The organism is Paenarthrobacter aurescens, assembly GCF_025421775.1.
Taxonomy (GTDB): domain Bacteria; phylum Actinomycetota; class Actinomycetes; order Actinomycetales; family Micrococcaceae; genus Arthrobacter; species Arthrobacter aurescens_B.
This window is the reverse complement of record NZ_JAOEFX010000005.1, coordinates 158941-185345: the sequence shown is the minus strand read 5'-3', so window position 1 is coordinate 185345 and position 26405 is coordinate 158941. Positions and strand designations below refer to the sequence as shown.

Below are 26405 nucleotides of genomic sequence, written 5' to 3'. Positions count from 1 at the left end.
TCTACTGCGCTTGCTGGCCTCCGTAGCGGCGGATTCCCGTCGCCTGCGTGGCGTCGCGGATCTCGCCTACCAGCTGCTCAATGACGTCCTCGAGGAACAAAACACCGTGCGTCTCCCCGCCTGCACCGACAACACGGGCAAGGTGCGAGCCCGTGCGCTGCATGACAGACATCGCCTGTTCGATCTCATCCTCCGGGGCCAGGTTGGCCAGTGACCGGATCCGCCCCTCGGCGATGGGGTGCCTTCGGCCTTCGTCCGGAATGGACAGGATGTCTTTCACGTGCAGGTATCCAGCAAGTTCGCCGTCGTCGTCAACCATGGGGAAACGGGAGAACCCCGTACGGCTGACGGCCTTCTCCAGGTCAACCGGAGTGGAAGCGGTCTTCAGCACCACCAGCTTGTCCAAGGGCACCATGATGTGCGACGCCGTATGCTCCGAGAACTCCAGCGCCCCGCTCAACAAGCCGGCTTCGTCGTCCACCAATCCATGGCGAGTCGACTCCTGGACGATCGACTGGACCTCCTCAAGCGTGAACGAGGAGGACACTTCATCCTTGGGTTCAATCTTCATCAGCCGCAGGATGTGGTTGGCCAGCCAGTTCAGGGACCAGATGATCGGGTTAACCACCCGTGCGATGAACATCAGTGGCGGAGCCAACAGGAGCGCAGCCTTGTCTGCTACGGAAACCGAGATGTTCTTCGGGACCATCTCACCAAACGTGACATGCAGGAACGTGACAAACAGCAAGGCAATGGCAAAAGCGATGATGTCTGCCAGTTCAACCGGAACGCCGACCAGCTCAAGGGGCTCCGCCAAAAGGTGGTGGATGGCGGGCTCGGCAACCTGCAGGATCAGGAGCGAGCAGACGGTTATACCCAGTTGGGCGCAGGCCAGCATCAACGAAACGTTCTCCATGGCCCGCAGTGTTGTTTGCGCGCGCTTGGAGCCAGCTTCGGCCAAAGGCTCAATCTGGCTGCGGCGGGCTGACATGACCGCGAACTCAGCACCCACGAAGAAGGCGTTGCCGATCAGGAGCACAACGAGCCAGACGATTCCTACCCAGTCGCTCATATGGCACCTGCTTCATGCCGGGTGTTTCCGGCATCCGCCGGCGCTGCCTCGTCCCGCTCCACGTGGTGGAAGCAGATCCTGTCGATTCTCCGGCCGTCCATCCTGGTCACTGTCAGCGTCCCGCCCACTGTGTCCACGGCGTCTCCAACCTTCGCAATCCGGCCGAGCTGGCTCATCACATACCCGCCCACAGTTTCATAGGCAGATTCATCAGGAACAGTGAGGTTGGGGATCTGCTCGGATACTTCGTCCGGCCTCAGCAGGCCCGGGAAGTACCAGTCACCGGACGCGCTCTGCAGCACTCCCGGGCGGACTTTGTCGTGCTCGTCAGCGACTTCCCCGACGATCTCTTCCACCAGGTCCTCGAGGGTGGCGATACCCGCCGTACCACCGTATTCATCAAGGACTACGGCAAGCTGCAGATTGCCTTCACGCAATTCGGCGAGGAGGGCATCAAGGTGGATGGTCTCGGGTACCTGGAGAACATCCGTCATGATCGCCCCCGCCTGGAGCTTGGCCCGACGCTCCGCAGGGACGGCCACGGCCTTTTTGATGTGCACTACTCCACGGATGTCGTCCGTGGAGTCGCCGATGACGGGGAACCGTGAATATCCGGTTCTCCGCGCGGCGTCCAGGATGTCAGCCACGGGCTGGTCGGCATCGATCGTTTCCATGCGGATACGCGGCGTCATGACGTCAGCCGCCGTGCGTCCCGAAAAGTTCAGGGTGCGTGCGACGAAGTTGGCCGTGCCTGCATCCAAGGTCCCGAGCTCAGCGGAGCGCCTCACCAAGGATGCGAGTTCAGCGGGGGTCCTCGCCCCGGAGATCTCTTCCTTGGCTTCGAGGCCGAACAGGTTCAGCACCTTGTTGGAGAACCCGTTCAGCACCACGATGGCCGGCCTGAAAACCGCCGTGAACATCAGCTGCGGACGGGCCAGTCGCTTTCCCAAGGGGAATGCGAGGGCGATGGCCATGTTCTTGGGGACCAACTCACCAAGAAGCATCGACAGGAGCGTGGCGAAGGCCATCGCCACAATCAATGCCACGGAGTGAACCACTTCAGCCGGGAGGCCCAGCAGGCCGAGGGGCCCCAGGAGCAACTGCCCAACGGAGGGTTCCATCACGAAACCCGTCAACAGCGTTGTCAGGGTAATGCCAAGCTGGCAACTGGAGAGCTGGGTGGAGAGCGACTTGAGGCACTTCAGCAGCGGGGCCGCAGCGTGGTCGCCATTATCAACTGCACGCTGGACGCTTGCCTGGTCCAAGGCAACCAGGGAAAACTCAACAGCGACAAAGAAGCCGGTGCCCAGAATCAGGGCAAAGCCGGCAAGGAGAAGAATCCATTCCACTTAGCGCATCACTCCAAGGGTGGGCGCGTGCAACGGGGTTGGTGCCATCGGCAGGGGAATTCGCCCCGGCGGAGGCTGGTCGGGTGCCGCTGACGCATGGCCTGCGGCACCACCGGCTGTGAGCGCCGGCGCGTGATGGGCATGTGAACGGGTGTTGCCGGCTCGACGGGCGCGCTGTACGGGGTTGCCAGATTGGCTTCCCCGACAGTTCCCAGGCCGGCACCTAGATTTACTGTCCATAAGACTTTCAGTCTACAGTCCACCTGCTGCATGCCCGGCAGCCAGCTTAGCCCGGTGACAGAAAATGAAGGAGCTGCCCACTAAGTCAGCCGCAACATGATTTAGGTCACCACTATTGGCAGTTAACCAACGATCCTAACTAGACTGTCAGGGGTCTGAGTTCGCGGGACCCGGACCCTGTCCCATCGTTGCGGAAAAGCAACTTTGGCCAGCGGGAAAACAACACTCATGGAAGAGGCGTATTTCAAGTGCCAGAGCAGCCCAGCCACCGTCTACCAGAGGAATTTGGCGGAAACGAGTGGCTCGTTGACGAACTGTACGAGCGGTACCAACAGGACAAGAATTCGGTGGACACCAAGTGGTGGCCCCTCTTCGAATCCTTTGCTTCCGCTGACGGCACTTCTTCCAACGGAACCTCTGCAGCTCCAGCAGCTGCCAATCCCCCTACCCAAGTACTTCCCGTGGTAGCTCCGGCTGCAGCGGCACCGGCACCGGCGCCGGCCGCTCCCGCAGCTGCACCTGCCGCGGACCCGGCGGCACCGGCGGCACCCGCCCCGGCGAAGAAAGCGCCTGCCACGGTTGCCCGGGACGGAGCAAAGAAGCCCGCCGCCGGCACCACGTCCCAGCCCATCCCTGCGCAGCTGCCTAAAAGCACCAAGGCTCCTACGGCACCTGAGGAAGACGTCGTTTCCGTCCTCCGGGGACCGGCCAAGGCCATTGCAACCAACATGGTCACCAGCCTGGAGGTTCCGACCGCCACGAGTGTCCGGGCAGTTCCCGCCAAGCTGCTCATCGACAACCGCGTAGTCATCAACTCGAACCTTGCCCGTGCCCGCGGTGGCAAGGTGTCCTTTACGCACCTCATCGGCTACGCCGTTGTCCGCGCACTCTCCCAGTTCCCCTCCATGAACGTCTACTACGACGAGATTGATGGCAAGCCGAGTGCTGTGCAGCCTGCACACGTCAACTTCGGCATCGCCATTGACATGCCGAAGCCCGACGGCACCCGCCTCCTGATGGTTCCCAACATCAAGAAGGCAGAGACCATGGACTTCGCGGAGTTCTGGCACACCTACGAGGACTTGATCAAGCGTGCCCGAAATGGCAAGCTCACGGCCGATGACCACGCAGGCACCACGGTCTCGCTGACCAACCCCGGTGGCATCGGCACCGTTCACTCGGTACCGCGCCTCTCCAAGGGCCAGGCTGCCATCATCGGCGTCGGCGCCCTTGACTACCCGGCGGAGTTCCAGGGCTCGAGCGAAAAAATCATCGCCCAAAACGCCATCAGCAAGATCCTTACCCTGACTTCCACCTATGACCACCGGGTCATCCAGGGTGCAGGCAGCGGCGAGTTCCTCAAGCTGGTCCACCAGCTCCTCCTGGGTGCGCAGAACTTCTACGACGAAATCTTCGAAGCCCTGCGTATCCCGTACGAGCCGGTCCGCTGGAGCCCGGACCTTCAGGTCGATCCGGCCGACGAAATCAACAAGGTTGCCCGGATCCAGCAGCTGATCCACTCCTACCGTGTGCGCGGCCACCTGATGGCTGACACCGATCCCCTGGAGTACGTACAGCGCAAGCACCCCGACTTGGACGTACTGACATACGGCCTGACCCTGTGGGATTTGGACCGCGAATGGCCCACCGGCGGCTTCGGTGGCAAGCCGCAGCTGAAATTCCGCGACATTCTTGGGGTCCTGCGCGACGCTTATTGCCGCACCACGGGCATTGAGTACATGCACATCCAGGAACCGGCAGAACGCAAGTGGTTCCAGGACCAGCTGGAGCACCCGTACTCCAAGCCGAGCCGCGAAGAGCAGCTGCGCATCGTCTCCAAGCTCAACGCCGCAGAAGCTTTTGAGACCTTCCTGCAGACCAAGTTCGTCGGCCAGAAGCGCTTCTCCCTTGAGGGTGGCGAGTCGCTGATTCCGTTGCTCGACGCCGTCATTTCGGACGCAGCTGACGACGGTCTGGACGAGGTTGCCATCGGCATGGCCCACCGTGGCCGCCTCAACGTGCTGACCAACATTGCAGGCAAGACCTACGCACAGGTCTTCCGCGAATTTGAGGGCACCCAGGACCCGCGCTCGGTCCAGGGTTCCGGTGACGTCAAGTACCATCTCGGCACCGAAGGCACCTTCACGTCGGACAACGGCAAGCAGACCAAGGTCTACCTCGCGGCCAACCCGTCCCACTTGGAAGCAGTGGACTCCGTCCTTGAGGGCATCGTCCGCGCCAAGCAGGACCGTTTGGATCAGGGCGAGTCGTTCCCTGTCCTGCCCATCATGGTCCACGGTGACGCCGCATTCGCCGGTCAGGGCGTAGTGGCTGAAACCCTCAACCTCTCGCAGCTGCGTGGGTACCGGACCGGCGGCACCATCCACGTGATCGTCAACAACCAGGTTGGCTTCACCACCGCGCCGTCCTCATCGCGCTCGTCCACGTACTCCACGGATGTTGCCAAGATGATCCAGGCACCGGTCTTCCACGTGAACGGTGACGACCCCGAGGCCGTGGTGCGCGTTGCGCAGCTCGCCTACGAGTTCCGTCAGCGTTTCCACAAGGACGTCGTCATCGACATGGTCTGCTACCGCCGTCGCGGCCACAACGAAGGCGACGACCCCTCGATGACCCAGCCGCTCATGTACAACCTGATCGAAGCCAAGCGCTCCGTCCGCAAGCTGTACACGGAGTCGCTCATCGGCCGTGGGGACATCACCGAAGAAGAAGCAGAACAGTTGCTGCGCGACTACCAGGAACGGCTTGAGCGGGTCTTCGCTGAGACGCACGCTGCACAGACGTCCCCGATCCCGATCATCACTGCGGACTCCGCAGCTGTCTCGGACATCGAGCGTCCCATTGCCCAGCAGGCTGACTTTGGCACCAACTCCCCTGCTTCCACGGCAATATCTGCCGATACCCTTGCCCGCATCGGCAAGGCGCACCTGGAGATTCCGGACGGCTTCACCGTTCACTCCAAGCTCAAGCAGCTCCTTGAGAAGCGTGAGCAAATGTCCCGCGAAGGCGGCATCGACTGGGGCTTCGGCGAGATCGCGGCTTTCGGCTCGTTGATCATGGAGGGCGTGCCGGTTCGCTTGGCTGGCCAGGACTCCCGTCGTGGCACGTTCGTGCAACGTCACGCTGTGTTCCACGATCGCGCCAACGGCAATGAATGGCTGCCCCTGGGCAACCTTTCGGATGACCAGGCCAAGCTGTGGATCTACGACTCACTGTTGTCCGAATACGCGGCCATGGGCTTCGAGTACGGCTACTCGGTGGAGCGCCCGGATGCCTTGGTCCTCTGGGAAGCCCAGTTCGGTGACTTCGTCAACGGTGCCCAAACCATCATTGACGAGTTCATTTCCTCGGCTGAACAGAAGTGGGGCCAGCGCTCTTCGCTGGTGCTCATGCTTCCGCATGGCTACGAAGGCCAGGGGCCCGACCACTCCTCTGCCCGTATCGAGCGCTTCCTGCAGATGTGCGCCGAGGACAACATGATCGTGGCCAACCCCACCACCGCTGCCTCGCACTTCCACTTGTTGCGGCGCCAGGCCTACAGCCGGCCGCGCAAGCCGTTGATCATCTTCACGCCCAAGCAGCTGCTCCGCCTTAAGGGCGCCGCTTCGGCCGTCGAAGACTTCACCACGGGCGGTTTCAGGCCTGTCATTGGTGATCCGGAAGTGCAGCCGGCCAATGTGGATCGCGTCATCCTGGTCTCGGGTCGTTTGTACTACGACCTCCTGTCCAACCGCCAGAAGTCGGGCGACACTTCCACGGCGATCATCCGCGTGGAGCAGTTGTACCCGCTTCCAAAGGCCGAGATCGACGCCGAACTGGCCAAGTACCCCAACGCGGACATCGTCTGGGCACAGGACGAGCCCGCCAACCAGGGTCCGTGGCCGTTCATGGGCCTGAACCTGGCACCCGAGCTTGACCGCAAGCTTCGTTTGGTCTCGCGTCCGGCTTCGGCCTCCACGGCTGCCGGTTCCATGAAGCGGCACGCCGCTGAGCAGGATGCCCTGATCAAGCAGGCGTTCGAGCGCAAGTAAACGAAACTGCCCGGCCTGAGGAGCGATAAGCGCGCCTCAGGCCGGGCAGTTCTGTTTAATGGGACAAGTACCCGGTTCCAGAACCGGCCGATAATCCGGCAAACCCTGCAAGGACCGTAACGAGTGTGAAGAGGTAACCGTGGAAGACAGGAAGCTGCGCATCGCAGCTGTAGGAGATGAACTGCTCGCGGGTCTGGGGGATCCCCGCGCCTTGGGTTGGCTCGGACGAGTGCTGGCCCGCACGCCCCAGGACTCCGTCGTAGTGGAAAGTTTCCCGCTCCCCTGCCCCATGGAAGGCACTGAGGGCCTCGCTGCCCGCTGGCAAGATGAAGCAGGCAGACGCTTCAGTGATACCCATGAGAATCGATTGGTGATCGGCCTGTCCGGTCGCGATCTCGAATTTGGGTTGTCGACTGCACGCAGCCGGCTCAATCTCGCCAACATCCTCGACGGCGCCTCGCACAGCAGCGTAGAGGTATTCGTGGTGGGGCCGCCGCCCACACTGGACCCTGCACGGAACAAGCGCCTCGCCGAACTCAACACGGCATTTGCCGATGTCACCACCCGTCGCAACCACCACTACGTTGACACGTTCTCCCCGTTGCTTAATCATGAGCAGTGGAGGACGGACCTCGCAGCCAATGGGGGAACACCGGGACAGGCGGGCTACGGCTTGATCGCGTGGCTGGTCCTGCACCGTGGCTGGTTCCAGTGGCTTAATATCGCTCAACCGGAGTAGCCATGACGCGGAACATGCAGGTTTCTGTCAGAGCAACAGTCACAGCGGCCGTCGTAGCCGCCGTGACAGCCACAGTTTCCTGCAGTTCCGGACCCCCGGCTCCGTCCACGCCAACTTCACCCTCCACAGCGCCTGTAACGTCGTCTGCCCCGTCAGCATCAGGTGCCTTGCGGCCTTTCGATGCCTCGGCGTTGCAAGCCGAGTTTGAACGCACGGCCAAAGACCTTTTGGTGCCCGGCGCCGTGGTCCTGTTGCAGACTCCCGAGGGAACGCTCACCGCCTCCTACGGCACTGGAACCCGGGGGTCTGAACGTCCCGTTTCGACTGAGGACCACGTCCGGGTGGGTTCGGTCACGAAGACCTGGACCACCACCCTCATTCTGCAACTGGTGCAGGAGGGCAAGCTGTCACTGGACGACGCCGTATCCAAATACCGCACCGACGTTCCCAACGGGGACGCGATCACCCTTGAACAGATGCTGACCATGCGCAGTGGTTTGTTCAATTACACCGAGACTCTTGAGCTCAATACGGCCATGGACAAGGACCCGCAAAGAGCTTGGCAGCCGGACGAACTCCTGGCCCTGGCGTTCGCCCATCCTCCGTATTTCGCGCCGGGCCAAGGCTTCCATTACTCCAACACCAATACGGTGCTTTTGGGCCTCATAGCCGAGAAAGTCGAGGGCAAGCCCCTTGGCACACTGTTCAAGGAACGGATCTTCGAACCTCTCGGCTTGAAGGGCACCGTCTTTCCGGATGTTTCGTCCAACGCCATTCCGGAGCCCCATCCGCGTGGCTACTTTTACGGGGACAACGTCCTGACCATGACAAATCCAGCCATTCCCGAGGACATGCAAAAGGAAGCTGCTGCCGGCAGTCTGGCGCCCAACGACGTCACCGATGTCAATCCGTCGTGGGCATGGGCCGCTGGCTCGGGCATCTCCACGGCTGCTGACCTCAAGATCCTGGGGGAAGCACTCGTTAATGGCAAATTGCTCAAGCCGGAACTCCAGCAGAAGCGGCTTGAGAGCGTCACCCCCACCAACCCGGAGAATCCCGGCGGTGCCCTTTACGGTCTGGGTATCGCTAAATTCGGCAACTTGTATGGGCATACCGGCGAGCTGCCGGGCTTCAATACCTTTATGGGAAACGACCCCGTCAATTCCGTCACGTTGGTGGTCTGGACCAACCTGGCTCCCGCAGCTGACGGGCGGGATCCTGCCACCACCATCGCGAAGACCCTGATCGGGAAGTTGTACCGCCCGGCCGCCTGATCTTCCGCAGGTTTCCGGAAGGCATTGCCTCCCGGGCATTCGCGATATATCGTGATTCCATCAACGCGATATATCGCAAATTGGAGGGATCATGTCTGACGAACTATGGACCGTGACGGGTCCGCAAACCATTGATGTGGACGATGTCCGCTCTCTCAAATTGGGAATCGTCAAGGGACGCTTTGACGTCATGACACACGATGAACCCTTTGTCCGCATCGAAGTCAGCGAAATCACCGGCGACCCCCTCACGGTAACGCTGGTGGATGGACGCCTGGAAGTGCGCCACCAACTGCAGGGACCTCAGGGCTGGTTCCGCAACCTGATGGGAACCGTCAACAACACCAGCACCAACTCCGTGGTGGTCGGCATCGCCCTGCCACCCGGCGTCGACGTCGAGGCGGGAACGGTGAGCGGAGACGGTATGGTCTCCGGCATCAGCGGCCGCACCCGCCTTAACACCGTCTCCGGTTCCGTCATGGCGGACGGAACCAGCGGCGAATTGCACGTCAACACGGTCAGCGGCGAGGTCATCGCCAGGAACCACGACGGCGTCCTGACCGCCAAAAGCGTTTCAGGCGAGGTCACCGCTTCGGGCAAGTTCAAGAACGTGCGCGCGAGCACCGTAAGCGGGGACCTCAGTTTCGATCTGCAGGACTACACCAACGACCTCGGGGCAAACTCGGTTTCAGGCGACCTGACCATCCGGTTGCCCCATGATGTCGGCTTGGACATCGTGGCCAAGTCAGCCAGCGGAACCGTGGTCATCGACGATCAGATGTACGCGCAACCGGGCAGTAATGTGCACACCATCGTCGGCCCTGACGAACGGCTCATGCTGGTGCGGACAAATACGGTTTCCGGCAAGACGTACATCATGCACGGCTCAGCACCTGCAACGGAAAATGACCACCCCGTCCCCGGGGAAGCGGGCCTCTGATGCCTCCGGTATTCGCGCATGGAGCCTTGCGCCTCTACCTTCTGGCGCTGCTCGAGAATGGCCCCAAACACGGGTACGAACTGATCAAGGCCCTGGGTGACCGCTTCGGCGGCACCTACTCCCCCAGCGCCGGGACCATCTATCCGCGGTTGGGAAAATTGGAGGAAGAAGGGCTGGTAGCCACCGAGACCGAGGGCCGCCGCACCAAGTACTTCATCACCGATACAGGCCGCGCCGAACTGGACTCCCGGCGGGAGGAACTGGCCGACGTCGAAGACACCATCTCGGCCTCCGTCAGAAGACTTGCCGACAACCTGCGGGAAGACATCAGGACCAATATGCGCGGCCTGCGGGCAGATCTGGCCGCCACCGCGGAGGCGGCCCGCACCAGCGCAACCTCGGCATCTTTCCGGAGCCGTACCGCAGGCTACACGCCGGAAGGCCAACGCATGCTGAAGGAAGCCGAGTTGTTGGTTCAGTCGTTCAGGGATGATATCCGCGTCGAGCTGCGCCAACACGGCGCCTCGCATCCGTTGACGCCCGTTGCGCTCGAGACTGTGCGCACAGTGTTGGACCAGGCCCGGATCTCCATCCGGAATTCGCTGCGGAACTGACCCGGGGGTGGGACCGTGCAGTTCGACCCTACCCCCCCGGTTCGCGACGCGGCACCCGGATGTGCGAAACTGGAGGGCAGCTCTATTGAGTATCAATAATTGAAGGAGGCCAGCTATGAGCAAGCGTGCACGTAAGCGTCGTGACCGTAAGCGCGGCGGCGCTAACCACGGCAAGCGTCCCAACACCTAAGCCAGCGGCTTAGTGTCACAGGCTTAAGAGCGAAGGCCCCGGAAACCATGCGGTTTCCGGGGCCTTTGGCGTTTCAGCCCGACGCTTCATCCGACGACTCTGCGTAGGATGCTCGGCAGGGACCGGTTCAGGCCTCCACAGGCTTGATGGCGTGGATCCTGTCAAGAATCGAATTCTTGAGGTTCTCCGGTGCAGATTCAGTGCATGAGCGCTTGACCATGGTGCGGATGAGGCATTCGAGGTCATACTGCTCAGCACACTCCTCGCAGGTGTCCAGGTGCTGCTTGATCTCGCTGAGGTCCTCGCGGGTCAAGGCGCCGTCGAGGTACTCATAGATCCGCTGCATTCGCGTATCGTCGCAATCGCCCAATCCCTGGCAGTCGCTCATTTCTCTTTCTCCTGATTGTTGCTTCCGGCCGCGGCCTGATCTTCGGTATGGGCCCTGAAGCCCCGTTCAGTGGCGTAGTCCGCCAGCATGTCCCGCAGCATCTTCCTGCCGCGGTGCAACCGCGACATGACCGTGCCGATCGGGGTGTTCATGATCTCTGAGATCTGCTTGTACGCATATCCCTCGACGTCCGCGAAGTAGACGGCCAACCGGAATTCCTCCGGGATCGACTGCAGCGCGTTCTTGACGTCGGAGTCCGGCAGATGATCCAGCGCCTCGGTCTCTGCGGACCGCAGGCCGGCAGACGTGTGCGATTCTGCCTTGGCCAACTGCCAATCCTCAATGGTGTCCGAATTGGACTGCAACGGCTCACGCTGCCGTTTCCGGTAGAGGTTGATATAGGTATTGGTCAGGATGCGGTAAAGCCAGGCCTTGAGGTTGGTGCCAGGCTTGTACTGGTGGAAAGCCGAAAACGCCTTGGTGTAGGCCTCCTGGACCAGGTCCTCCGCATCAGAAGGATTCCGGGCCATTCTCATGGCCGCCGAGTACAGCTGGTCCACGTACTGCATGGCGTCACGCTCAAAGCGCGCCCGCCGCTGTTCGGGAGTCTCCGTAGCGACATCGACATGGTTCACTGCCGCTGCGTCTTCATCCGCGCCGGCTGCCTGGTACATGGCCGCTGCGGCCGGTTCCGTGGTGCTCATCGTTGCCAAGTCTACTGTCAGCTGCTGGGAATCCGGCTGCATACCGTACCCGGGCTCCGGTAGAACCACACGGTCCTTTACCAAAGTCAAAAAACCAACTCCGTTCAACGAGGCGGCAACACCATGCCGCGGTCCGGTATCCACCGCACCTTAAGTTCACAACGGCAGCCGCTGGGTAAATATTCCGCAAAGGTGCAAGACTAGAGCAGACTGCACCCCGTGAACATTCATCAATAAAGTGTGGCAAGCCACCCAGGAGGCAAGACATGTCTGTTATCCGTTTTCTCGCGCGGCCCATGCTCGCGTCCAGCTTCGTCGTCGCAGGTCTGGACAAGCTCAGGAACGCGGACGACACTGCCAAGCAACTCTCGCCCATCCTCCGCCGCGCATCGGAATCCCTGCCTTTCAAAGCTGATGAGAAAACCCTTGCGCGCGTCATCGGCGGGGCCCAATTGGGCGCCGGAGCATTGCTGGGACTCGGCAAACTGTCGCGTTTCGCCGCCACATTGCTTGCAGTGACCTCGGCACTGAACTCCTACGTCGAATGGCGTTCGGCAGATATCAGCACCAAGGAGGGCCGCCGTGCGCGCAAGGCACAGCTGCTCAAGAACATTTCCCTGACGGGCGGGGTGCTTCTCGCCTCGGTTGATACCGACGGACGTCCGAGCATCGCCTGGCGGGCAGAGCACTTGGCGGCCGATGCCAAAAAAGTCACAGGCAAGCAGATCAAGCGGGCAGACAAAGCAGTACGCAAGGCCGTTGACAACGCAGTTGGAGCATAAGGAAGCATGACAGGTACCACCGCCGCAAACACCGATTCAAACAAAGCCGCCACTACGTTGCCTCTATGGCCGGCTCCCTATGCCAGAGGCCCAGTGGACGCCACGGTGACGGTACCTGGTTCAAAGTCGCTGACCAACCGATTCCTGGTGCTGGCGGCTTTGGCGGATGGTCCCTCCCGGCTGCGGGCTCCGCTTCATTCCCGTGACTCTGCACTGATGATCCAGGCCCTGCGGCAATTGGGGGCCACCGTTACCGAGGTCCCCGGTGACGGCGACTACGGCCCGGACCTGGAGATCACTCCCATGGATCCCGCTGCCTCGAGTTCACGGACAGCCATCGACTGCGGCTTGGCCGGTACCGTCATGCGGTTCGTTCCCCCGCTGGCTGCGTTGCGCAATGGCACTACCGTCTTCGATGGCGACCCCCACGCCCGCAACCGGCCCATGGGAACCATCATCGAGGCATTGATCGCCCTTGGAGTTCCGGTGGCAGCCGAGGGCGGCAGGACGCCGTCGGCCCTTCCTTTCACCGTGGAAGGCAACGGCGAGGTCCGTGGCGGCCACCTGGTGATTGACGCGAGCGCTTCATCGCAGTTCGTGTCGGCCTTGCTCCTGGTGGGTGCCCGATTCACCGAGGGGCTCCATCTGGAGCACGTAGGCAAGCCGGTCCCGAGCCTTGATCACATCACCATGACGGTGGAGGTCCTCCGCAGTGTCGGTGTCAGCGTGGACGACTCCGTGCCGAACCACTGGCGTGTCTCCCCCGGACCCATCCGGGCCTTTGACCAGCGGATCGAGCAGGATCTTTCCAACGCCGGCCCGTTCCTCGCCGCTGCTTTGGCCACAAGGGGCACAGTCCGCATCCCAAATTGGCCCGCCGGCACCACCCAGGTTGGCGATATGTGGCGGACAATCCTTGCCACCATGGGGGCCGACGTCACCTTGCAGGATGGGATGTTGACCGTGACAGGCGGCCCTTCGATCATCGGCGCCGACTTCGACGAAACCAGCGAGCTCGCTCCGACGGTTGCCGCCTTGTGCGCCTTGGCTGCAAGTCCTTCGCGCCTGACTGGCATCGCCCATCTCCGAGGTCACGAAACGGATCGGCTCGCGGCGCTCGTAGCCGAGATCAACCGCCTCGGTGGAGACGCGGAAGAGACGGCTGACGGTTTGGTGATCCGTCCCGCCACCCTGCACGCCGGAGTGGTCCACAGCTATGCCGACCACCGCATGGCCACTGCGGGCGCCATCCTGGGCCTCGCCGTCGAGGGCGTCAACGTGGAGGATATCGCCACGACGTCAAAGACCATGCCGGAGTTCCCCGAAATCTGGGCGCGAATGCTTGAGTCAACGTCCCGCAAAGATGGGGCCAGCAACTGACCATGGGCCGTGATGCACGCTCCTGGGACGAATCAGACGTTCGGATCCGTCCCAACAAAAAAGGATCCAGGCCACGGACCAAGGACAGGCCCAGCCATGATGACGCCGTCATCGGCCGGATCATCACAGTGGACCGCGGACGCTACAGGGCGATTGTGGGCGAAGATTCCGAGAACGAGCGCGTGGTCATCGCGGCACGCGCCCGTGAATTGCGCCGAAACCCCGTAGTTCCCGGTGACTTCGTGGCATTGGTGGGAGACGTCTCGGGAGCCCCGGACACTCTCGCCAGGTTGGTCCGCGTGGAAGAGCGTACGACGCTCCTGCGCCGAAGCGCCGATGACACCGACCCCATCGAGCGGGTGGTTGTGGCCAACGCCGATCAGCTCGTGGTGGTGGTTGCTGCCGCCAACCCTGAACCACGTACCGGCTTCATCGACCGCGCCTTGGTGGCAGCCTACGACGCCGGCATCGAGCCGCTGCTGCTCATCACCAAGGCGGATGTCAAGGATCCGGCGGAGTTGCTCGCCAACTACCTCAGCCTGGACTTCCCCGTGATCATCAGCCGCACGGCCGATTCTGAGGCCGGCGGCATTGATGCCCGCTCGGATGACGGATTGTCCGCACGATTGGACCGGGACGCCGTAGCCCAGTTGCGCTCCCACCTCGGAGGCAAGGTGACCGTCATGCTGGGCCACTCCGGCGTCGGGAAATCCACCATGGTCAACGCACTGACGGGAGCGGAGCGGGCCACAGGCGGAGTCAACGCCGTGACGGGCCGTGGACGGCACACTTCGTCATCGGCGCTGGCCCTCAAACTTGCCGATGCCCCCTCCGGCAGTTGGATCATCGACACCCCCGGTATTCGTTCATTTGGCCTAGCGCACGTGGACCCGGACCGGATTTTGCATTCCTTCCCTGATCTTGAGCCGGGGACGGAAGCTTGCGAGCGTGGCTGCAAGCACGACGCCACGGCTATCAATTGCGGGTTGGATGCATGGGTGAATGAAGGCCATGCGGGCCCCTCGGGAGTGGCCCGTTTGGCATCCTTGCGCCGTTTGCTGGGTGCGGATCCGAGGCTGGAGGCCAAAGAGGCAAAGGAACTGGGCACGGTCAACTGACCGGCTACGGCTTCACGTCCCCACTGCAGCGAATGATTCAGGATAGTTTGGTGGCATGACCCATCCCGTTTCCACCTACAACGATGACCTGCGCCTTGCCCACGTCCTCGCTGATTCAGTCGACGCCCAGACCATGGATCGCTTCAAGGCGCTGGACCTGCAGATCGAAACCAAGCCTGACCTCACACCTGTCACTGACGCCGACAAGGCAGCCGAGGAAGCAATCCGCGGTCAGTTGTCGCGTTCCCGCCCACGCGACGCCGTCCTCGGCGAGGAGTTTGGCAGCAGCGGTCATGGCTCGCGACGCTGGATCATCGATCCCATTGACGGGACCAAGAACTTTGTCCGCGGCGTTCCGGTGTGGGCCACGTTGATTGCCCTGGTGGATGAGGGCGAACCCGTTGTTGGTGTTGTCAGCGCACCGGCGCTGGGCAAACGGTGGTGGGCAGCGAAGGATATGGGAGCCTACATGGGCCGCTCCCTTGCATCTGCAACACGGCTGAAGGTTTCAAACGTTTCCCGCCTGGCCGACGCCTCGATGTCGTATTCGAGCCTGTCCGGGTGGAAGGAACGCGGGAACCTCGAGGAGTTCATGGGACTCACCGAAGACATCTGGCGTACTCGTGCCTACGGCGACTTTTGGTCCTATTGCCTGGTGGCCGAAGGCGCCGTGGACATCGCGTGCGAGCCTGAACTCAACCTGTATGACATGGCAGCGTTGGTCCCCATCGTTACCGAGGCAGGCGGCCGTTTTACTTCCCTGGAGGGCGAAGACGGCCCCTTCGGCGGCAACGCCCTGGCCACGAACTCCATCCTGCACTCGGAGGTCCTCAAGAGGCTGAACCCCGGGCTGGACGACCTGCTCTAGGACCTGGCTGCGGCTGGCACCGGAGCGGCACTTTATCGAATTTTCGACGGCGGATGCCCCCTTTTGGGGGTGTCTGCCGTTTTTTCTTCGCGGAAACGGCCGATCCGGCGGCAGACGTAACAAAGCGCTTAACATAACGAAGCGACTTTGGACGGGTTGCGGGAGGTGCCCTAACCTTTTTACAGGTCACGAGTGCCAGCGCTAAACCCCGGTTTGCTGGCCGGCAACCCTCCATTCGCGGTGGGGTGCCCCGGGTGACGACCCGGCCGGTCCGGAACGGATGCGGCAAGCGCGGATCCCCCTATGGGGGTCCCTCTTGAGTGAGGTCCCATGAGCACTGTCACGTTCAACTCAAACATCATTCCGTCCTTCGCCGAAGAAACCCCGGCACAGGCAGCAGCACGGCCGCTCGCAGCAGTTACCGGCGCTGAGTTGCAGGCTCCGCTGATCCAGGGCGGCCACGTTCGATACGCCAACCTCGACTACGGAGCATCGGCTCCAGCCTTGACCATCGTCTCGGCCTACCTGAACGAAGTCCTGCCGTACTATGCGAGCGTCCACCGCGGCGCGGGCTACGCCTCCCAGATCAGCACGTCCGTGTATGAAAACTCCAGGAACATCGTCCGCGAGTTCGTCGGCGGGCGCCCTGATGATTCCGTGATTTTCACCCGGAATACCACGGACTCCCTGAACCTTCTGGCCGGCTGCCTCCCGCACGCAGACGGCCAGCCCACCGGCGAGGTGCTTTACCTGGACATCGAGCACCACGCCAATTTGCTCCCCTGGCAGGGAGTCCCGCACCGCAGCGTCGTCGCAGCCACAACCTTGGCCGCCACAGTGGAAAAACTCCGCTCTGAGCTGGCCCAAGGCGGGGTGAGCCTGCTCGCAGTGACGGGCGCATCGAACGTCACTGGCGAAATTCTTCCCATCGCCCAACTCGCTTCGCTGGCCCACGAATACGGTGCACGGATCGTGGTGGATGCTGCCCAGTTGGCTCCGCACCGCCGGATCAACATCGCCGAAGCAGACGTGGACTACATCGTGTTTTCCGGGCACAAGCTCTACGCGCCCTTCGGCGCCGGCGTCGTGGTGGGTCGCCCGGACTGGCTCGACGCCGGGATTCCGCACTTGGCCGGTGGCGGTGCCGTCCGTGAAGCCCGCTTGGACTCCGTCAGCTGGGCTACCGGTCCAGCCCGCCACGAGGGCGGCTCCCCCAATGTCCTGGGAGCCGCCACCCTCGCCCGGGCCACCCAGGTGCTCGCCGCGCTTGACCCGGAGGCCTGGCACGCGCATGAAGCCGCCATCCGCTCGTACCTGGTGGAAGGCCTGGAGGCTATCGATGGTGTGACCGTCCACCGGATCTTCACTGACTCTGAAGACACGATCGGCGTAGTCAATTTCTCCGTTGAAGGATTCGATGCCGGTTTGGTCGCCGCTTACCTGGCGGCAGAGCACGGCGTCGGCCTCAGGGATGGCCGCTTCTGCGCCCACCCCTTGCTCAAGCGGCTCGGTCTCCCTTCCGGCTCCTTGCGCGCCAGCTTCGGCGTCGGCTCCCGGCTGGAGGACGCCACGAGGCTGCTTGCAGGCATCGAAGGGCTCAAGCGCACCGGGCTTGGCTGGGACTACGTGGTGGACGAGGGCCGGTGGGTGCCTGCCAACGATCACCGCAGCTACCCTGAGTGGGCGCCGAACACTCCGGGCACAGCTGGCGCAGCTCCCTGCACAGTCGACTAGGAGACGCGGACCAAGGCTTCCTGCCACTGCGGTAAATTCGTAGAGTATCTTTGGCGACCCTATGAAGGAGTCTTCAGTGGCTTTGAGTTCTCCGGCTTCCTCAAGCGGACAGCGCGGCGTACCCGGGCCGGCAGGACCACGTGGTCCCAAGCTCCACGCAACCCGCAGGAATGAACTCGGCCTGAGCTTCCAGGACGGCGGCGAGCACTACGATCGCGTGCGTCCGGGCTATCCTTCGGATTCCGTGGACTGGCTCGTTCCCGAAGGGGCCAGAACCGCTGCGGACGTAGGAGCGGGTACAGGCAAGTTCACGGCTCTCCTCGCAGAACGCGGACTGGAGGTCGCCGCCGTCGACCCTTCCACAGACATGCTGGAGCAATTGCGGAAGGCCTACCCCCAGGTCAATGCGTTGGTGGGAACGGCCGAGGCGACTGGACTGACGGACTCAGCATTCGACGTCGTCAGTGTCGCCCAGGCCTGGCACTGGTGCGATCCATTCGCAGCCAGCACCGAAATCGCCCGGATCCTGCGGCCGCAGGGCACCTTGGGATTGATCTGGAACCAGCTGGACACCGCTGTTCCGTGGGTACACCGCCTCTCGCGCATTATGCATGCAGGAGACGTCCACAAGCCCGGCTTCCGGCCCGTCATCGGCCCGGAGTTTGCAGGCTTGGAGAGCCACCTCACCAAATGGGAGGACGCCTTGACGCCTGAGGACATCATGGAGTTGACCAAGTCGCGCAGCTACTATCTGCGCGCCAACGATGCCACAAGGGCAAAGGTCATGGGGAACCTGGAGTGGTATCTCTTCGACCACTTGGGGTACGTGCCAGGAGACACCGTCCAACTGCCGTACGTGACACAAACCTGGCGGGCACTCAATATCCACAACGCTCCGCCACGGTAGGCTTGGGGTTGTGAAGACCAGTACGCCCTCCTCCTCGATCGAGGACTACGTCAAGGTCATCTACTCCTACACGGAGTGGCAAGACAAGCCGATTACGTCCTCCCAACTCGCCCAGCGCCTGGGTGTCGCCAATTCTTCGGTGTCTGAAATGGTCCGCAAGCTCAAAGACCAGGGCCTGGTGGACCACCAACCCTACAGTGCCATCCGGCTGACTCCCGCGGGCATGCGGCTGGCCTTGGCCATGGTACGGCGGCACCGACTCATCGAAACTTACCTCGTGGAAGAACTCGGGTACAGCTGGGACGAAGTCCACGACGAAGCCGAGATGCTGGAACATGCGGTGTCAGATACTTTCATCGAACGCATGTCCGCCAAGCTTGGCCATCCTGTCCGGGATCCGCATGGAGATCCTATTCCTTCAGCCGATGGGTCCGTCGAGTTGCCGCATGCTTACCGCATGATCGAACTGGACCAAGGACACTCAGGCCGCATCACCCGGATCAGCGACGAGAACCCGGACCTTCTCCGGTACCTTGCTGCTGAGGAGATCGCCTTGGACGCGCCGGTTGAAGTCGTTGGGCGCAAACCCTTCGGAGGGGCACTGGTAGTGCGGATCGGCAGTGGCGCCCAGGGCCGGGAATTCGATCTCGCGGATGAAGTGACGTCTGCGCTCTGGGTGCAGAGCGCAGAGGTCCACGAAGGCTGCGTCCTGCCGACGCGCTGACCTGAACGCTGCCGGGCCCACGCCCAAGGTCAGCTGCGCTGCCCGGCCGCACCGCCGTCGTCGGGCGCTGCTGCATCCGGTTGGCTTTTGGCCGCAGTCTCCGCTTCGCGTGGCGGGTTTCGGATCCCGACGGCGGACGCCGCCGCCCCGAACAGGAACAGACCAGCTGTGACCAGCAAGGCGTTGTAGAGACCCTCCCGGGCAAAAACCGGGCCGACAATCACCCCTGCAAAGGCGATCGAAATCAGACCTGCGATACGCGCAACAGCGTTGTTCACCGCTGAACCGATCCCGGCTTCCTCAGGTGGGACGGCACCGAGGATCGCGGCTGTGAGTGGTGCCACGAGCGTCGCCAAGCCCAGACCGAAGACGATCTGGCCCGGCAGCACCTGAGTCCAGTAATTGAGCGGCTCCTGAACCGACAATGACATCAGGAAGCCCACACCGCACAGCAGCGGACCCGCAGTCATGAACCATCTGGGTCCGTATTTTCCGGCCAAACCGCCAAAGTATGAAGCACCCAGCATCAGGATGACCGTGCCCGGCAGGAGTGCCATTCCTGCCACCGTGGCACCCATGCCGCCCACCTGCTGCAGGTAAATCCCCAAGACGAAGAAGCCCAGAGAAATGCCGCCGTAGATGGCCAGGGTGGCCAGGTTGCCCCAGCCAAAATTGCGGATGGTGAACAGCCTGAGCGGCAGCATGGGCTCAGGAGTCCGTGCCTCGTGGATCAGGAAAAAGGCCATGGCCACCACGCCAACCGCCAATGGCACCCACACCTGGGCGCTGCCCCAGCCCATGCGGCCTTGTTCGATGAACGCAAACACGGGTCCACCGAGGCCCACCATGGCCAGGACGGCTCCGAGGTAGTCGATGCGTTTGCTCTTGTCCCGCGCGGCGTCGGACGCACGAAGACCGGCCAGCATAGGCCAGATGGCAACTGCAGGAATGACGTTGATGAAGAAGATCACCCGCCATGAGAGGACGTCGACCGCCAGGCCGCCGATGAGCGGGCCGACAATGGCCGCCGCACTGGTCCACCCGGACCACTGGCCAATGGCCTTCGATTGGGCAGGGCCGGAGAACGACGTGATAATCATGGCCAGCGAGCTCGGAACCAAAAGGGCACCCGCGATCCCTTGGAGCGCCCTGGAAACCACCAGCACTTCGCCGGTCCATGCCAAACCGCACAGCACCGAGGTCAGTGCGAAGCCGGCCAGGCCCCACTCAAGGATCCGTGCCCTGCCGAAATGGTCGGACAGTGAGCCGGCCACAAGGATCAATCCGCCCAGGGTGAGCAGGTACGCGTCCACCACCCACTGCTGGATAACCAGGCCGCCGCCGAGTTCCCGCCCGATGGCGGGGAGTGCGAGGTTCACCACAAAACCGTCAAGGATGGCGATGAACGAAGCCACGATCGCCACCACCAGCACGCGTTTCTGGAGAGGTGTACTCGGCGGCAGGACCGTTGCGTCAGTCATGAGCACAGCCTACGCCCGGGAAGTCCCGTATCGTTGAGTGGTGATTAGCAGACGTGATGCAGCATTGGCCCTTGATATTTCGATGGAAATGGCCCAACGCCACGGTATTCCGTCCCGGCTTTCAGAAGCAGAACTCCGGGAGATGCAGGACAATCCCCCGGCGTGGCTGGTGCAGTCTCGAGCCAACCGCACAGGCAAACGCCCTGTCTGGGTTCATCTGACCTGTGCCGTATGTGGCTACTCCGAAGCCGTTCGCCCCAAGAAATGGTGGCCTGACTTTTCCTTCGTTTACTGCGGCACCCACCGGAACAGCGACCTTCCCAAGCTCTTCCTGGGTGAAGTGCGCAGCGAATACGAAGGCGTGGGCAGCCGCTTCGTTGGCGTCGTCGACGTACCGGAGAACCAAGCCTAGCTTTTCCCTAATTCTGCTGGCTCATTTCTGAGGGCACCGCAATGACATGCAGTGCCTTCCCTTCCCTCAGCACCGTTAGGGGGAAGGGTTCGCCGATGGCTTCCTCAAACAGCAGTTTCTGCAGGCTTTCCGCACTGGACACTGCCCGCCCCTGAGCGCGCAGCACCAAGTCCCCCGGTTGGAGTCCTGACAGCTCCGCGGGAGAATTCGGGATCACCTCCACCACACGCAGCCCCTCCTTCTGGCCCGTCCGCACCACAGCACTGGCGTCAAGGGATATTGGCGTACTCACCAAACCCAGATAGGCGCGGCGAACCCTGCCATCCCTCAGCAGCCCGGCGATGATGCGCTGGCTTGTCGCATTGATTGGCACCGCCAACCCGAGCCCAAGCCCGGCCACAGCTGTGTTGATTCCGACGATCCGCCCCCGGGCATCGGCCAGCGCACCTCCAGAGTTCCCGGGATTGAGGGCGGCGTCCGTTTGGATCACATCCTCTATGACGCGCCTGTGCTCACCAGCCCGGACAGGGATGGATCTGCCCAGTCCGCTGACCACACCCGCGGTAACCGATCCGGCCAATCCCAACGGGTTGCCCACGGCGATCACCAGCTGGCCCACCCTTAACGTGTCGGCGTTGCCCAACAACGCCGGCGACGGGCCAGGCCTCAAGCCACGGACCACCGCAAGGTCGGATAACGGATCTGCGCCCACCAACTCCACCTCGGTATGCTTCCCGTCGGAGAATACAGCCCGGCCGGACCGGATACCCGCCACCACATGCGCGTTCGTCAGCATGTACCCATCACCAGTGAAGACAACGGCCGAGCCACTGCCCCTGCGGATCTGACCCCGGCGGCCAGTGCTCGTCATCTCGATGGCGGCAACATGGGGCGTTACTGACGCGGCCACACGAATCACGATCCGCGAGTAAGCGTCCACGGCTTGCTCGTCGTCCGGGTCCTGCAATTCAAACTCAGGTTCAGTGCTCATCACATGCCTCCCGCCACCACTCACGCTGTTGAGCGCTTACCCAGTTCAACCGCCAATCACGCGCCACTAGTCCTGGGTTTGGTACGCCTTGGGTGAACGCTCCTGGTTCCGGGCACAAGAAAACCCCCGGATCACGAGGATCCGAGGGCTTTCCAGGGTGGAGATGGGGGGAATTGAACCCCCGTCCGATGTCGTTTTGTCAGGGCTTCTCCGGGCGCAGTTCGCGTCGGATTTTCTCGGCCCCAGCCATCCTGCGAACAGGTGGCTGATCCGGGCCCAGTCATCTAAGAGTCCCGTTTACCTCAATGACGAAGGCAAACAGCAGTGGCTATCTAAATGACGCCAGGAACCGGGGCGATAGCAACCCCGGGCTGACGGACTGTCTTACTGCTTAGGCAGCGAGAGCGAAGTCAGTGCGCTTAGATTCGGCACTTATTGGTTTGCAGACAGCGTTTACGAGATAATTCTGCATCCTCGGCCCGCTTCACCTGTCGCGACTAACATCGTCGAAACCGATCATCCCCGTATTTTGTTACCAAACCCGACCGGCGACCCGATTGCACGGAGTACATCGAGTTCCTGTCGGACTACCCATCATAACGCATTCATCCGGCGGAACATTCCCCGGACACGCCTGGCACGGAGCCTAGCGTCGGTTGCGTTCCCGCAGCTCACGAAGCGACTCACGCTTGTCCTGCTGCTCACGCAGGGTTTGACGCTTGTCGTAGTCCTTCTTACCGCGGGCGATGGCAATTTCCACTTTGGCCCTGCCGTCCAGGAAGTAAAGCTGAAGCGGCACCACAGTGAAGCCGGACTCACGGATCTTCTGCGAGATCTTGTCCAGTTCTTCGCGATGAAGCAAGAGCTTACGACGCCGGCGCGCGGCATGGTTGGTCCAACTCCCCTGGTGATACTCAGGGATATGGATACCTTCCATCCACAACTCGTCGTTGTAGAACGTGCAGAAGCCATCCACCATGGACGCATGTCCCTCACGGAGGGACTTCACTTCTGTTCCCATGAGGGCAATGCCTGCCTCATAGGTGTCCAGAACATGGTAGTTATGCCGGGCCTTCCGATTGGTGGCCACTACCTTACGGCCACTTTCCTTGGGCACGGTAGAACTCCTTGTTAGATGCGGATTTCAACTAGTGTACGCCAGCGTCGGGGGTGACCCGCACGCTGGCCGCACGCTAGAGGAGGTTCATGGGATCCACTGCGGAGCCGTTCAGCCAAGTCTCAAAGTGCGCGTGGCAGCCGGTGGAGTTGCCCGTGCTGCCGGAAAACGCGATGAGTTGGCCTGCCGAGACCCGCTGGCCATTAGCCACGACGATGCTGCTGTTGTGGTAGTAGATGGTGGTCAGGGAGTTCCCTTGAACAACCCCATGGGACAACTTCACACGCCAGCCACCGCCATCGGCCGAGTTCCAACCCGAGTTGAAGACTTCGCCTGCGGCTGCCGCGTAGACGGGAGTGCCGCATGCCGCGCCGAAGTCAATGCCGGTGTGCATGTAGCCGCCAGTACCGTAAAAGTCGATGGTCCCCGGCGGAGTTGCACGCCAGCCGAACCCGGACGTAATAGGCACGTAGCTGGCGAAGGGATGACGTAGGCCGAAAGCGGACGGCGAACCAGCGGCCGGCGGAACGTACGGCTGTTCCGGAGGGGCCGGCCGTCCTTGAGCTGCAGCCGCAGCCGCGGCAGCAGCAGCAGCTTCTTCGGCAAGACGACGCTGCTCCGCTTCCCAGGCTTCCCTGAGTTTCCGGTCACGCTCCACAATTTCGGCGGCAACGGTATCCTGCTCAGCCTTCACCCGGGCCAGGTTGGCTTCGATGCCCGGCTTGGCAGCCTGCAGTTGTCCGTTAAGGCGCGTGGTGTCTTCAATCAGCTTATCGACTTCAGCTTTCTTGCTCGCTGCCTCGTCTCTCGCCGACTTTTCCCGCTCAAGCGCAGCGTCTGCCTTCGCCTTCAGGTCCTGAATCTCCTCCTCGACTGCGACGAGCCGTGCCTGGGAGTTCACGTTGGTAGCGTTCTGCTGGGTCAGCTTGGTCATTGCGGCGTTCTGGCTGCGCATGGCCTGGTCGGCCAAATCCATCGACTCAGTCAGGCTGCCCGACTCACTGGACCCAAAGAGCAGGGCGACATTGGTAGGAACGCCGCCGGATTTGTAGGCTTGGGAGGCGATCTGGCCGATCAGCTTCTTCGTGTCGGTGATCTTCTGCTTGTCGCTCTCCAACTGTTCGGTGATCTTGGCCTTGTTCTGCTGGGCAAGTTCAACTCTGGCAGCCAATGCCTCGACTTCCTTGACCGCGCTGGCCACCCGTCCTTGGGCCTCAAGCAGCGCCTGCTGGGCACCCGGAAGGCGGCCCTGGTAGATCACGAGGTCACCGGCTGCCTTTGCGATATTGGCGTCGACGAATTCTAGGGAAGCCTGGACCCTGGCAGCTTCCGCTTCGAGCGCGGCTTGCTGGTCTTCGAGGTTGTCAGCCTGTGCCGTGGGGGCGCCTGAGAGGAGGCTGACAGCCAGACCCACAGCCAGGACGGCACCCAGAATCCGAGCATTGCCTGACGCGAGGCGTCGGCGCAGGGAGTTCGGGTCCAACATGGTCATCAGGAGTCCTTTTCGCTTGTCAGCATGGTTGTTCATCGGATTTCGGCGTTCATGGCTAGACCTTCAGATAACGCCGGAGGGTCAACAAGGAGGATATCCCGGCAAGCCCCGCGCCAAGTGCGATCAGCACTGGTGCGATAACCAGTACCTGGGTGGAGGAAATAAAGGGAGTGTTGAGGAACTGCGTAGACAGGTCGCCATTCAGCCAGAAGTGCGCCATGAGCCACAACGTCACCGACGCCAGTACAGCACCCACGACGGCGGCAATGACACCTTCCAGGATGAACGGTAGCTGGATCACTGTCTTGGAAGCGCCCACGAGTCGCATGATTCCGGTTTCCCGCCGTCGGCTGAACGCCGAGAGCCGGATGGTGGTGGTAATGAGCAGCACGGCGCAGAAAATCATCACAGCGGCTACACCCATCGCTGCAACCGATGCCCCGTTCATCCAGGAGAAGATCCGCTCAAGAACCTGCCGTTGGTCGCTGACCGTCTCAACGCCCGGTTGGGAGGAGAAAGTCTCGCTGATGATCTGGTACTTCTCGGGGTTCTTCATGTTGATGCGGAAGGACGCGGGCAACTGGTCCTCGGACACTGAGTCCACAATCGGCGAGTTGGAGAACTGTTCCTTGAAGTGCGTATACGCTTCGGCCTGGGATTCGAACTGGAAGTCGTTGATGTACTGCTTGACTGCCGGAGACTCAAGCATCGACTGAAGGTTGGCCTGTTGCTCCTCGGTGGCTGGACCCGAAGCGCAGCCCACCGCCGTCGAACCGTCATTGCAGAGGAAAACCGCAACTTGTACTTTGTCGTACCAGTAGCCCTTCATCTGGTTGATCTGCATCTGCAGCATTCCGGCCGCACCAACGAACGTCAGGGAAACAAACGTCACCAGAACCACGGAAATCACCATGGAAAGGTTTCGACGCAGGCCACTGCCGATTTCCCCGAGAATGAACAAGAGCCTCACAGCTGGGCCCCCTGGGCACGGTTGAGTTCCTCGCCACTGGCATCGCGCAGTCGACGCGATTCGCCAACCACGGGGATCATCGAGGTGTACAGCGCTTTGGCTTCGTCGCGGATGACCTTGCCGTTTTTGAGTTCCACCACGCGGCGGCGCATTTCGTTGACGATGTCGTCGTCGTGGGTTGCCATGACTACTGTGGTGCCGTTCTGGTTGATCTTGTCCAGGACTCCCATGATTCCCATCGAGGTGATGGGGTCCAGGTTGCCCGTCGGTTCGTCCGCGAGCAGGATGCCGGGACGATTCACGACGGCGCGGGCGATGGCCACACGCTGCTGCTCGCCACCTGAAAGTTCATGGGGCATGCGACGTTCCTTGCCCTCCAAGCCCACAGTTTTCAGGACTTCAGGCACTGTTTCGCGAATAATGGAACGGCTCTTGCCGATGACCTGCATTGCGAAAGCAACGTTGGCGAAGACGTTCTTTTGGGGCAGCAGACGGAAGTCCTGGAAGACCACGCCTATGCCGCGCCGGAGCTTGGGGACACGCCAACTGGAAATATTGGCAACATTCTGGCCGGCAACATACACGGATCCGGAGGAGGCTTTGTCTTCCTTCAGGATCAACCGCAGAAAGGTGGACTTGCCTGAGCCCGAAGCGCCCACCAGGAAGGTGAATTCCCCGCGGTTGATCTCAAGGCTGACAGAGTCGAGCGCCGGTCGGGCATTCTGCTCGTATACCTTGGTGACATTCTCGAATCTGATCATGGCCCTTTAGAACCCCGCCGGACATGACTTAGTCGCCCAGTCCAACAGCCGGAGCACGGGCTTTCGATGGGGGAAGTGAGAGCACCGGCCACTCGACTATACGCAC

At 61.9% G+C, this 26405-nt stretch carries 24 protein-coding genes, 1 other RNA gene and 1 riboswitch; of the genes, 14 read left to right on the top strand and 11 right to left on the bottom strand.

Features of this window, described 5'->3' with window-relative positions; genetic code table 11:
- Window position 1: 1 nt before the first annotated feature.
- Window positions 2-1072, bottom strand: coding sequence for a hemolysin family protein (locus N7568_RS12570; RefSeq protein WP_261610154.1), 1071 nt, complete (start codon window positions 1070-1072; stop codon window positions 2-4).
- Complete coding sequence (locus tag N7568_RS12565; RefSeq protein ID WP_261610153.1) at window positions 1069-2421, bottom strand: hemolysin family protein; 1353 nt, start codon at window positions 2419-2421, stop codon at window positions 1069-1071. Before N7568_RS12565 ends, N7568_RS12570 begins: the two co-directional genes overlap by 4 nt.
- Window positions 2422-2909: 488 nt before the next feature.
- Here N7568_RS12565 and N7568_RS12560 point away from each other — a divergent pair, with 488 nt between their 5' ends.
- From N7568_RS12560 to N7568_RS28665, 6 genes are all read left to right on the top strand, one after another.
- Window positions 2910-6713 (top strand): multifunctional oxoglutarate decarboxylase/oxoglutarate dehydrogenase thiamine pyrophosphate-binding subunit/dihydrolipoyllysine-residue succinyltransferase subunit, encoded by a 3804-nt coding sequence (locus N7568_RS12560; RefSeq protein WP_261610152.1) that lies wholly within the window; start codon window positions 2910-2912, stop codon window positions 6711-6713.
- A 139-nt stretch (window positions 6714-6852) separates the two neighbouring features.
- Window positions 6853-7452, top strand: coding sequence for a GDSL-type esterase/lipase family protein (locus N7568_RS12555; protein WP_014922202.1), 600 nt, complete (start codon window positions 6853-6855; stop codon window positions 7450-7452).
- A gap of 2 nt (window positions 7453-7454) precedes the next feature.
- A complete protein-coding gene (locus N7568_RS12550) occupies window positions 7455-8726 on the top strand; it encodes a serine hydrolase domain-containing protein (protein ID WP_261610151.1) in 1272 nt (423 codons plus the stop codon).
- A 91-nt stretch (window positions 8727-8817) separates the two neighbouring features.
- A complete protein-coding gene (locus N7568_RS12545) occupies window positions 8818-9666 on the top strand; it encodes a DUF4097 family beta strand repeat-containing protein (RefSeq protein WP_261610150.1) in 849 nt (282 codons plus the stop codon).
- A complete protein-coding gene (locus N7568_RS12540; RefSeq protein WP_261610149.1) occupies window positions 9666-10280 on the top strand; it encodes a PadR family transcriptional regulator in 615 nt (204 codons plus the stop codon). Before N7568_RS12545 ends, N7568_RS12540 begins: the two co-directional genes overlap by 1 nt.
- A gap of 115 nt (window positions 10281-10395) precedes the next feature.
- Window positions 10396-10470: a 50S ribosomal protein bL37 gene (locus tag N7568_RS28665; protein WP_369299106.1), complete on the top strand. Its 75-nt coding sequence runs from the start codon at window positions 10396-10398 to the stop codon at window positions 10468-10470.
- 127 nt (window positions 10471-10597) lie between these two features.
- On the opposite strand, the gene rsrA is transcribed toward N7568_RS28665, so the two are convergent.
- Window positions 10598-10858, bottom strand: a complete 261-nt coding sequence (gene rsrA / locus N7568_RS12535; RefSeq protein WP_261610148.1) for a mycothiol system anti-sigma-R factor — start codon at window positions 10856-10858, stop codon at window positions 10598-10600.
- The gene (locus N7568_RS12530; RefSeq protein ID WP_306422866.1) at window positions 10855-11652 is read right to left on the bottom strand and encodes a sigma-70 family RNA polymerase sigma factor; all 798 of its coding nucleotides are present in this window, start codon (window positions 11650-11652) and stop codon (window positions 10855-10857) included. Before N7568_RS12530 ends, rsrA begins: the two co-directional genes overlap by 4 nt.
- Window positions 11653-11828: 176 nt before the next feature.
- Between N7568_RS12530 and N7568_RS12525 the strand changes: the two genes are divergently transcribed.
- The 7 genes from N7568_RS12525 (at window position 11829) to N7568_RS12495 (ending at window position 19075) form a co-directional block, all read left to right on the top strand.
- Window positions 11829-12344 carry a DoxX family membrane protein gene (locus N7568_RS12525; RefSeq protein ID WP_261610147.1) on the top strand — a complete coding sequence of 172 codons (516 nt, stop codon included), beginning with the start codon at window positions 11829-11831 and terminating at the stop codon, window positions 12342-12344.
- A 6-nt stretch (window positions 12345-12350) separates the two neighbouring features.
- Window positions 12351-13724 (top strand): 3-phosphoshikimate 1-carboxyvinyltransferase, encoded by a 1374-nt coding sequence (gene aroA, locus N7568_RS12520; RefSeq protein ID WP_261610146.1) that lies wholly within the window; start codon window positions 12351-12353, stop codon window positions 13722-13724.
- 2 nt (window positions 13725-13726) lie between these two features.
- Window positions 13727-14842 (top strand): ribosome small subunit-dependent GTPase A, encoded by a 1116-nt coding sequence (rsgA, locus tag N7568_RS12515; RefSeq protein ID WP_261610145.1) that lies wholly within the window; start codon window positions 13727-13729, stop codon window positions 14840-14842.
- A 55-nt stretch (window positions 14843-14897) separates the two neighbouring features.
- A complete protein-coding gene (hisN, locus tag N7568_RS12510; protein WP_261610144.1) occupies window positions 14898-15710 on the top strand; it encodes a histidinol-phosphatase in 813 nt (270 codons plus the stop codon).
- 184 nt (window positions 15711-15894) lie between these two features.
- Window positions 15895-16008, top strand: a riboswitch (SAM riboswitch).
- A 32-nt stretch (window positions 16009-16040) separates the two neighbouring features.
- Window positions 16041-17444 (top strand): aminotransferase class V-fold PLP-dependent enzyme, encoded by a 1404-nt coding sequence (locus N7568_RS12505; RefSeq protein ID WP_261610143.1) that lies wholly within the window; start codon window positions 16041-16043, stop codon window positions 17442-17444.
- Window positions 17445-17526: 82 nt separating this feature from the next.
- A complete protein-coding gene (locus tag N7568_RS12500) occupies window positions 17527-18351 on the top strand; it encodes a class I SAM-dependent methyltransferase (protein WP_439898983.1) in 825 nt (274 codons plus the stop codon).
- A 10-nt stretch (window positions 18352-18361) separates the two neighbouring features.
- Entirely contained in the window at window positions 18362-19075 is a 714-nt protein-coding gene (locus N7568_RS12495) for a metal-dependent transcriptional regulator (protein ID WP_261610141.1), read from the top strand.
- Between the two features lie 29 nt (window positions 19076-19104).
- On the opposite strand, the gene N7568_RS12490 is transcribed toward N7568_RS12495, so the two are convergent.
- Window positions 19105-20562: an MFS transporter gene (locus tag N7568_RS12490; protein WP_261610140.1), complete on the bottom strand. Its 1458-nt coding sequence runs from the start codon at window positions 20560-20562 to the stop codon at window positions 19105-19107.
- A gap of 76 nt (window positions 20563-20638) precedes the next feature.
- Here N7568_RS12490 and N7568_RS12485 point away from each other — a divergent pair, with 76 nt between their 5' ends.
- Entirely contained in the window at window positions 20639-20968 is a 330-nt protein-coding gene (locus N7568_RS12485) for a hypothetical protein (protein ID WP_261610321.1), read from the top strand.
- Between the two features lie 7 nt (window positions 20969-20975).
- On the opposite strand, the gene N7568_RS12480 is transcribed toward N7568_RS12485, so the two are convergent.
- From N7568_RS12480 to ftsE, 6 genes are all read right to left on the bottom strand, one after another.
- A complete protein-coding gene (locus tag N7568_RS12480) occupies window positions 20976-21959 on the bottom strand; it encodes a S1C family serine protease (RefSeq protein ID WP_261610139.1) in 984 nt (327 codons plus the stop codon).
- A gap of 155 nt (window positions 21960-22114) precedes the next feature.
- Window positions 22115-22483: a transfer-messenger RNA gene (ssrA, locus tag N7568_RS12475) on the bottom strand.
- Window positions 22484-22605: 122 nt separating this feature from the next.
- Window positions 22606-23076 carry an SsrA-binding protein SmpB gene (gene smpB / locus N7568_RS12470; RefSeq protein WP_026540087.1) on the bottom strand — a complete coding sequence of 157 codons (471 nt, stop codon included), beginning with the start codon at window positions 23074-23076 and terminating at the stop codon, window positions 22606-22608.
- Window positions 23077-23152: 76 nt separating this feature from the next.
- Window positions 23153-24568: a M23 family metallopeptidase gene (locus tag N7568_RS12465; protein WP_261610138.1), complete on the bottom strand. Its 1416-nt coding sequence runs from the start codon at window positions 24566-24568 to the stop codon at window positions 23153-23155.
- A 55-nt stretch (window positions 24569-24623) separates the two neighbouring features.
- Window positions 24624-25538, bottom strand: coding sequence for a permease-like cell division protein FtsX (gene ftsX / locus N7568_RS12460; protein WP_261610137.1), 915 nt, complete (start codon window positions 25536-25538; stop codon window positions 24624-24626).
- The gene (ftsE, locus tag N7568_RS12455; protein ID WP_017198501.1) at window positions 25535-26299 is read right to left on the bottom strand and encodes a cell division ATP-binding protein FtsE; all 765 of its coding nucleotides are present in this window, start codon (window positions 26297-26299) and stop codon (window positions 25535-25537) included. Before ftsE ends, ftsX begins: the two co-directional genes overlap by 4 nt.
- Between the last annotated feature and the right edge of the window lie 106 nt (window positions 26300-26405).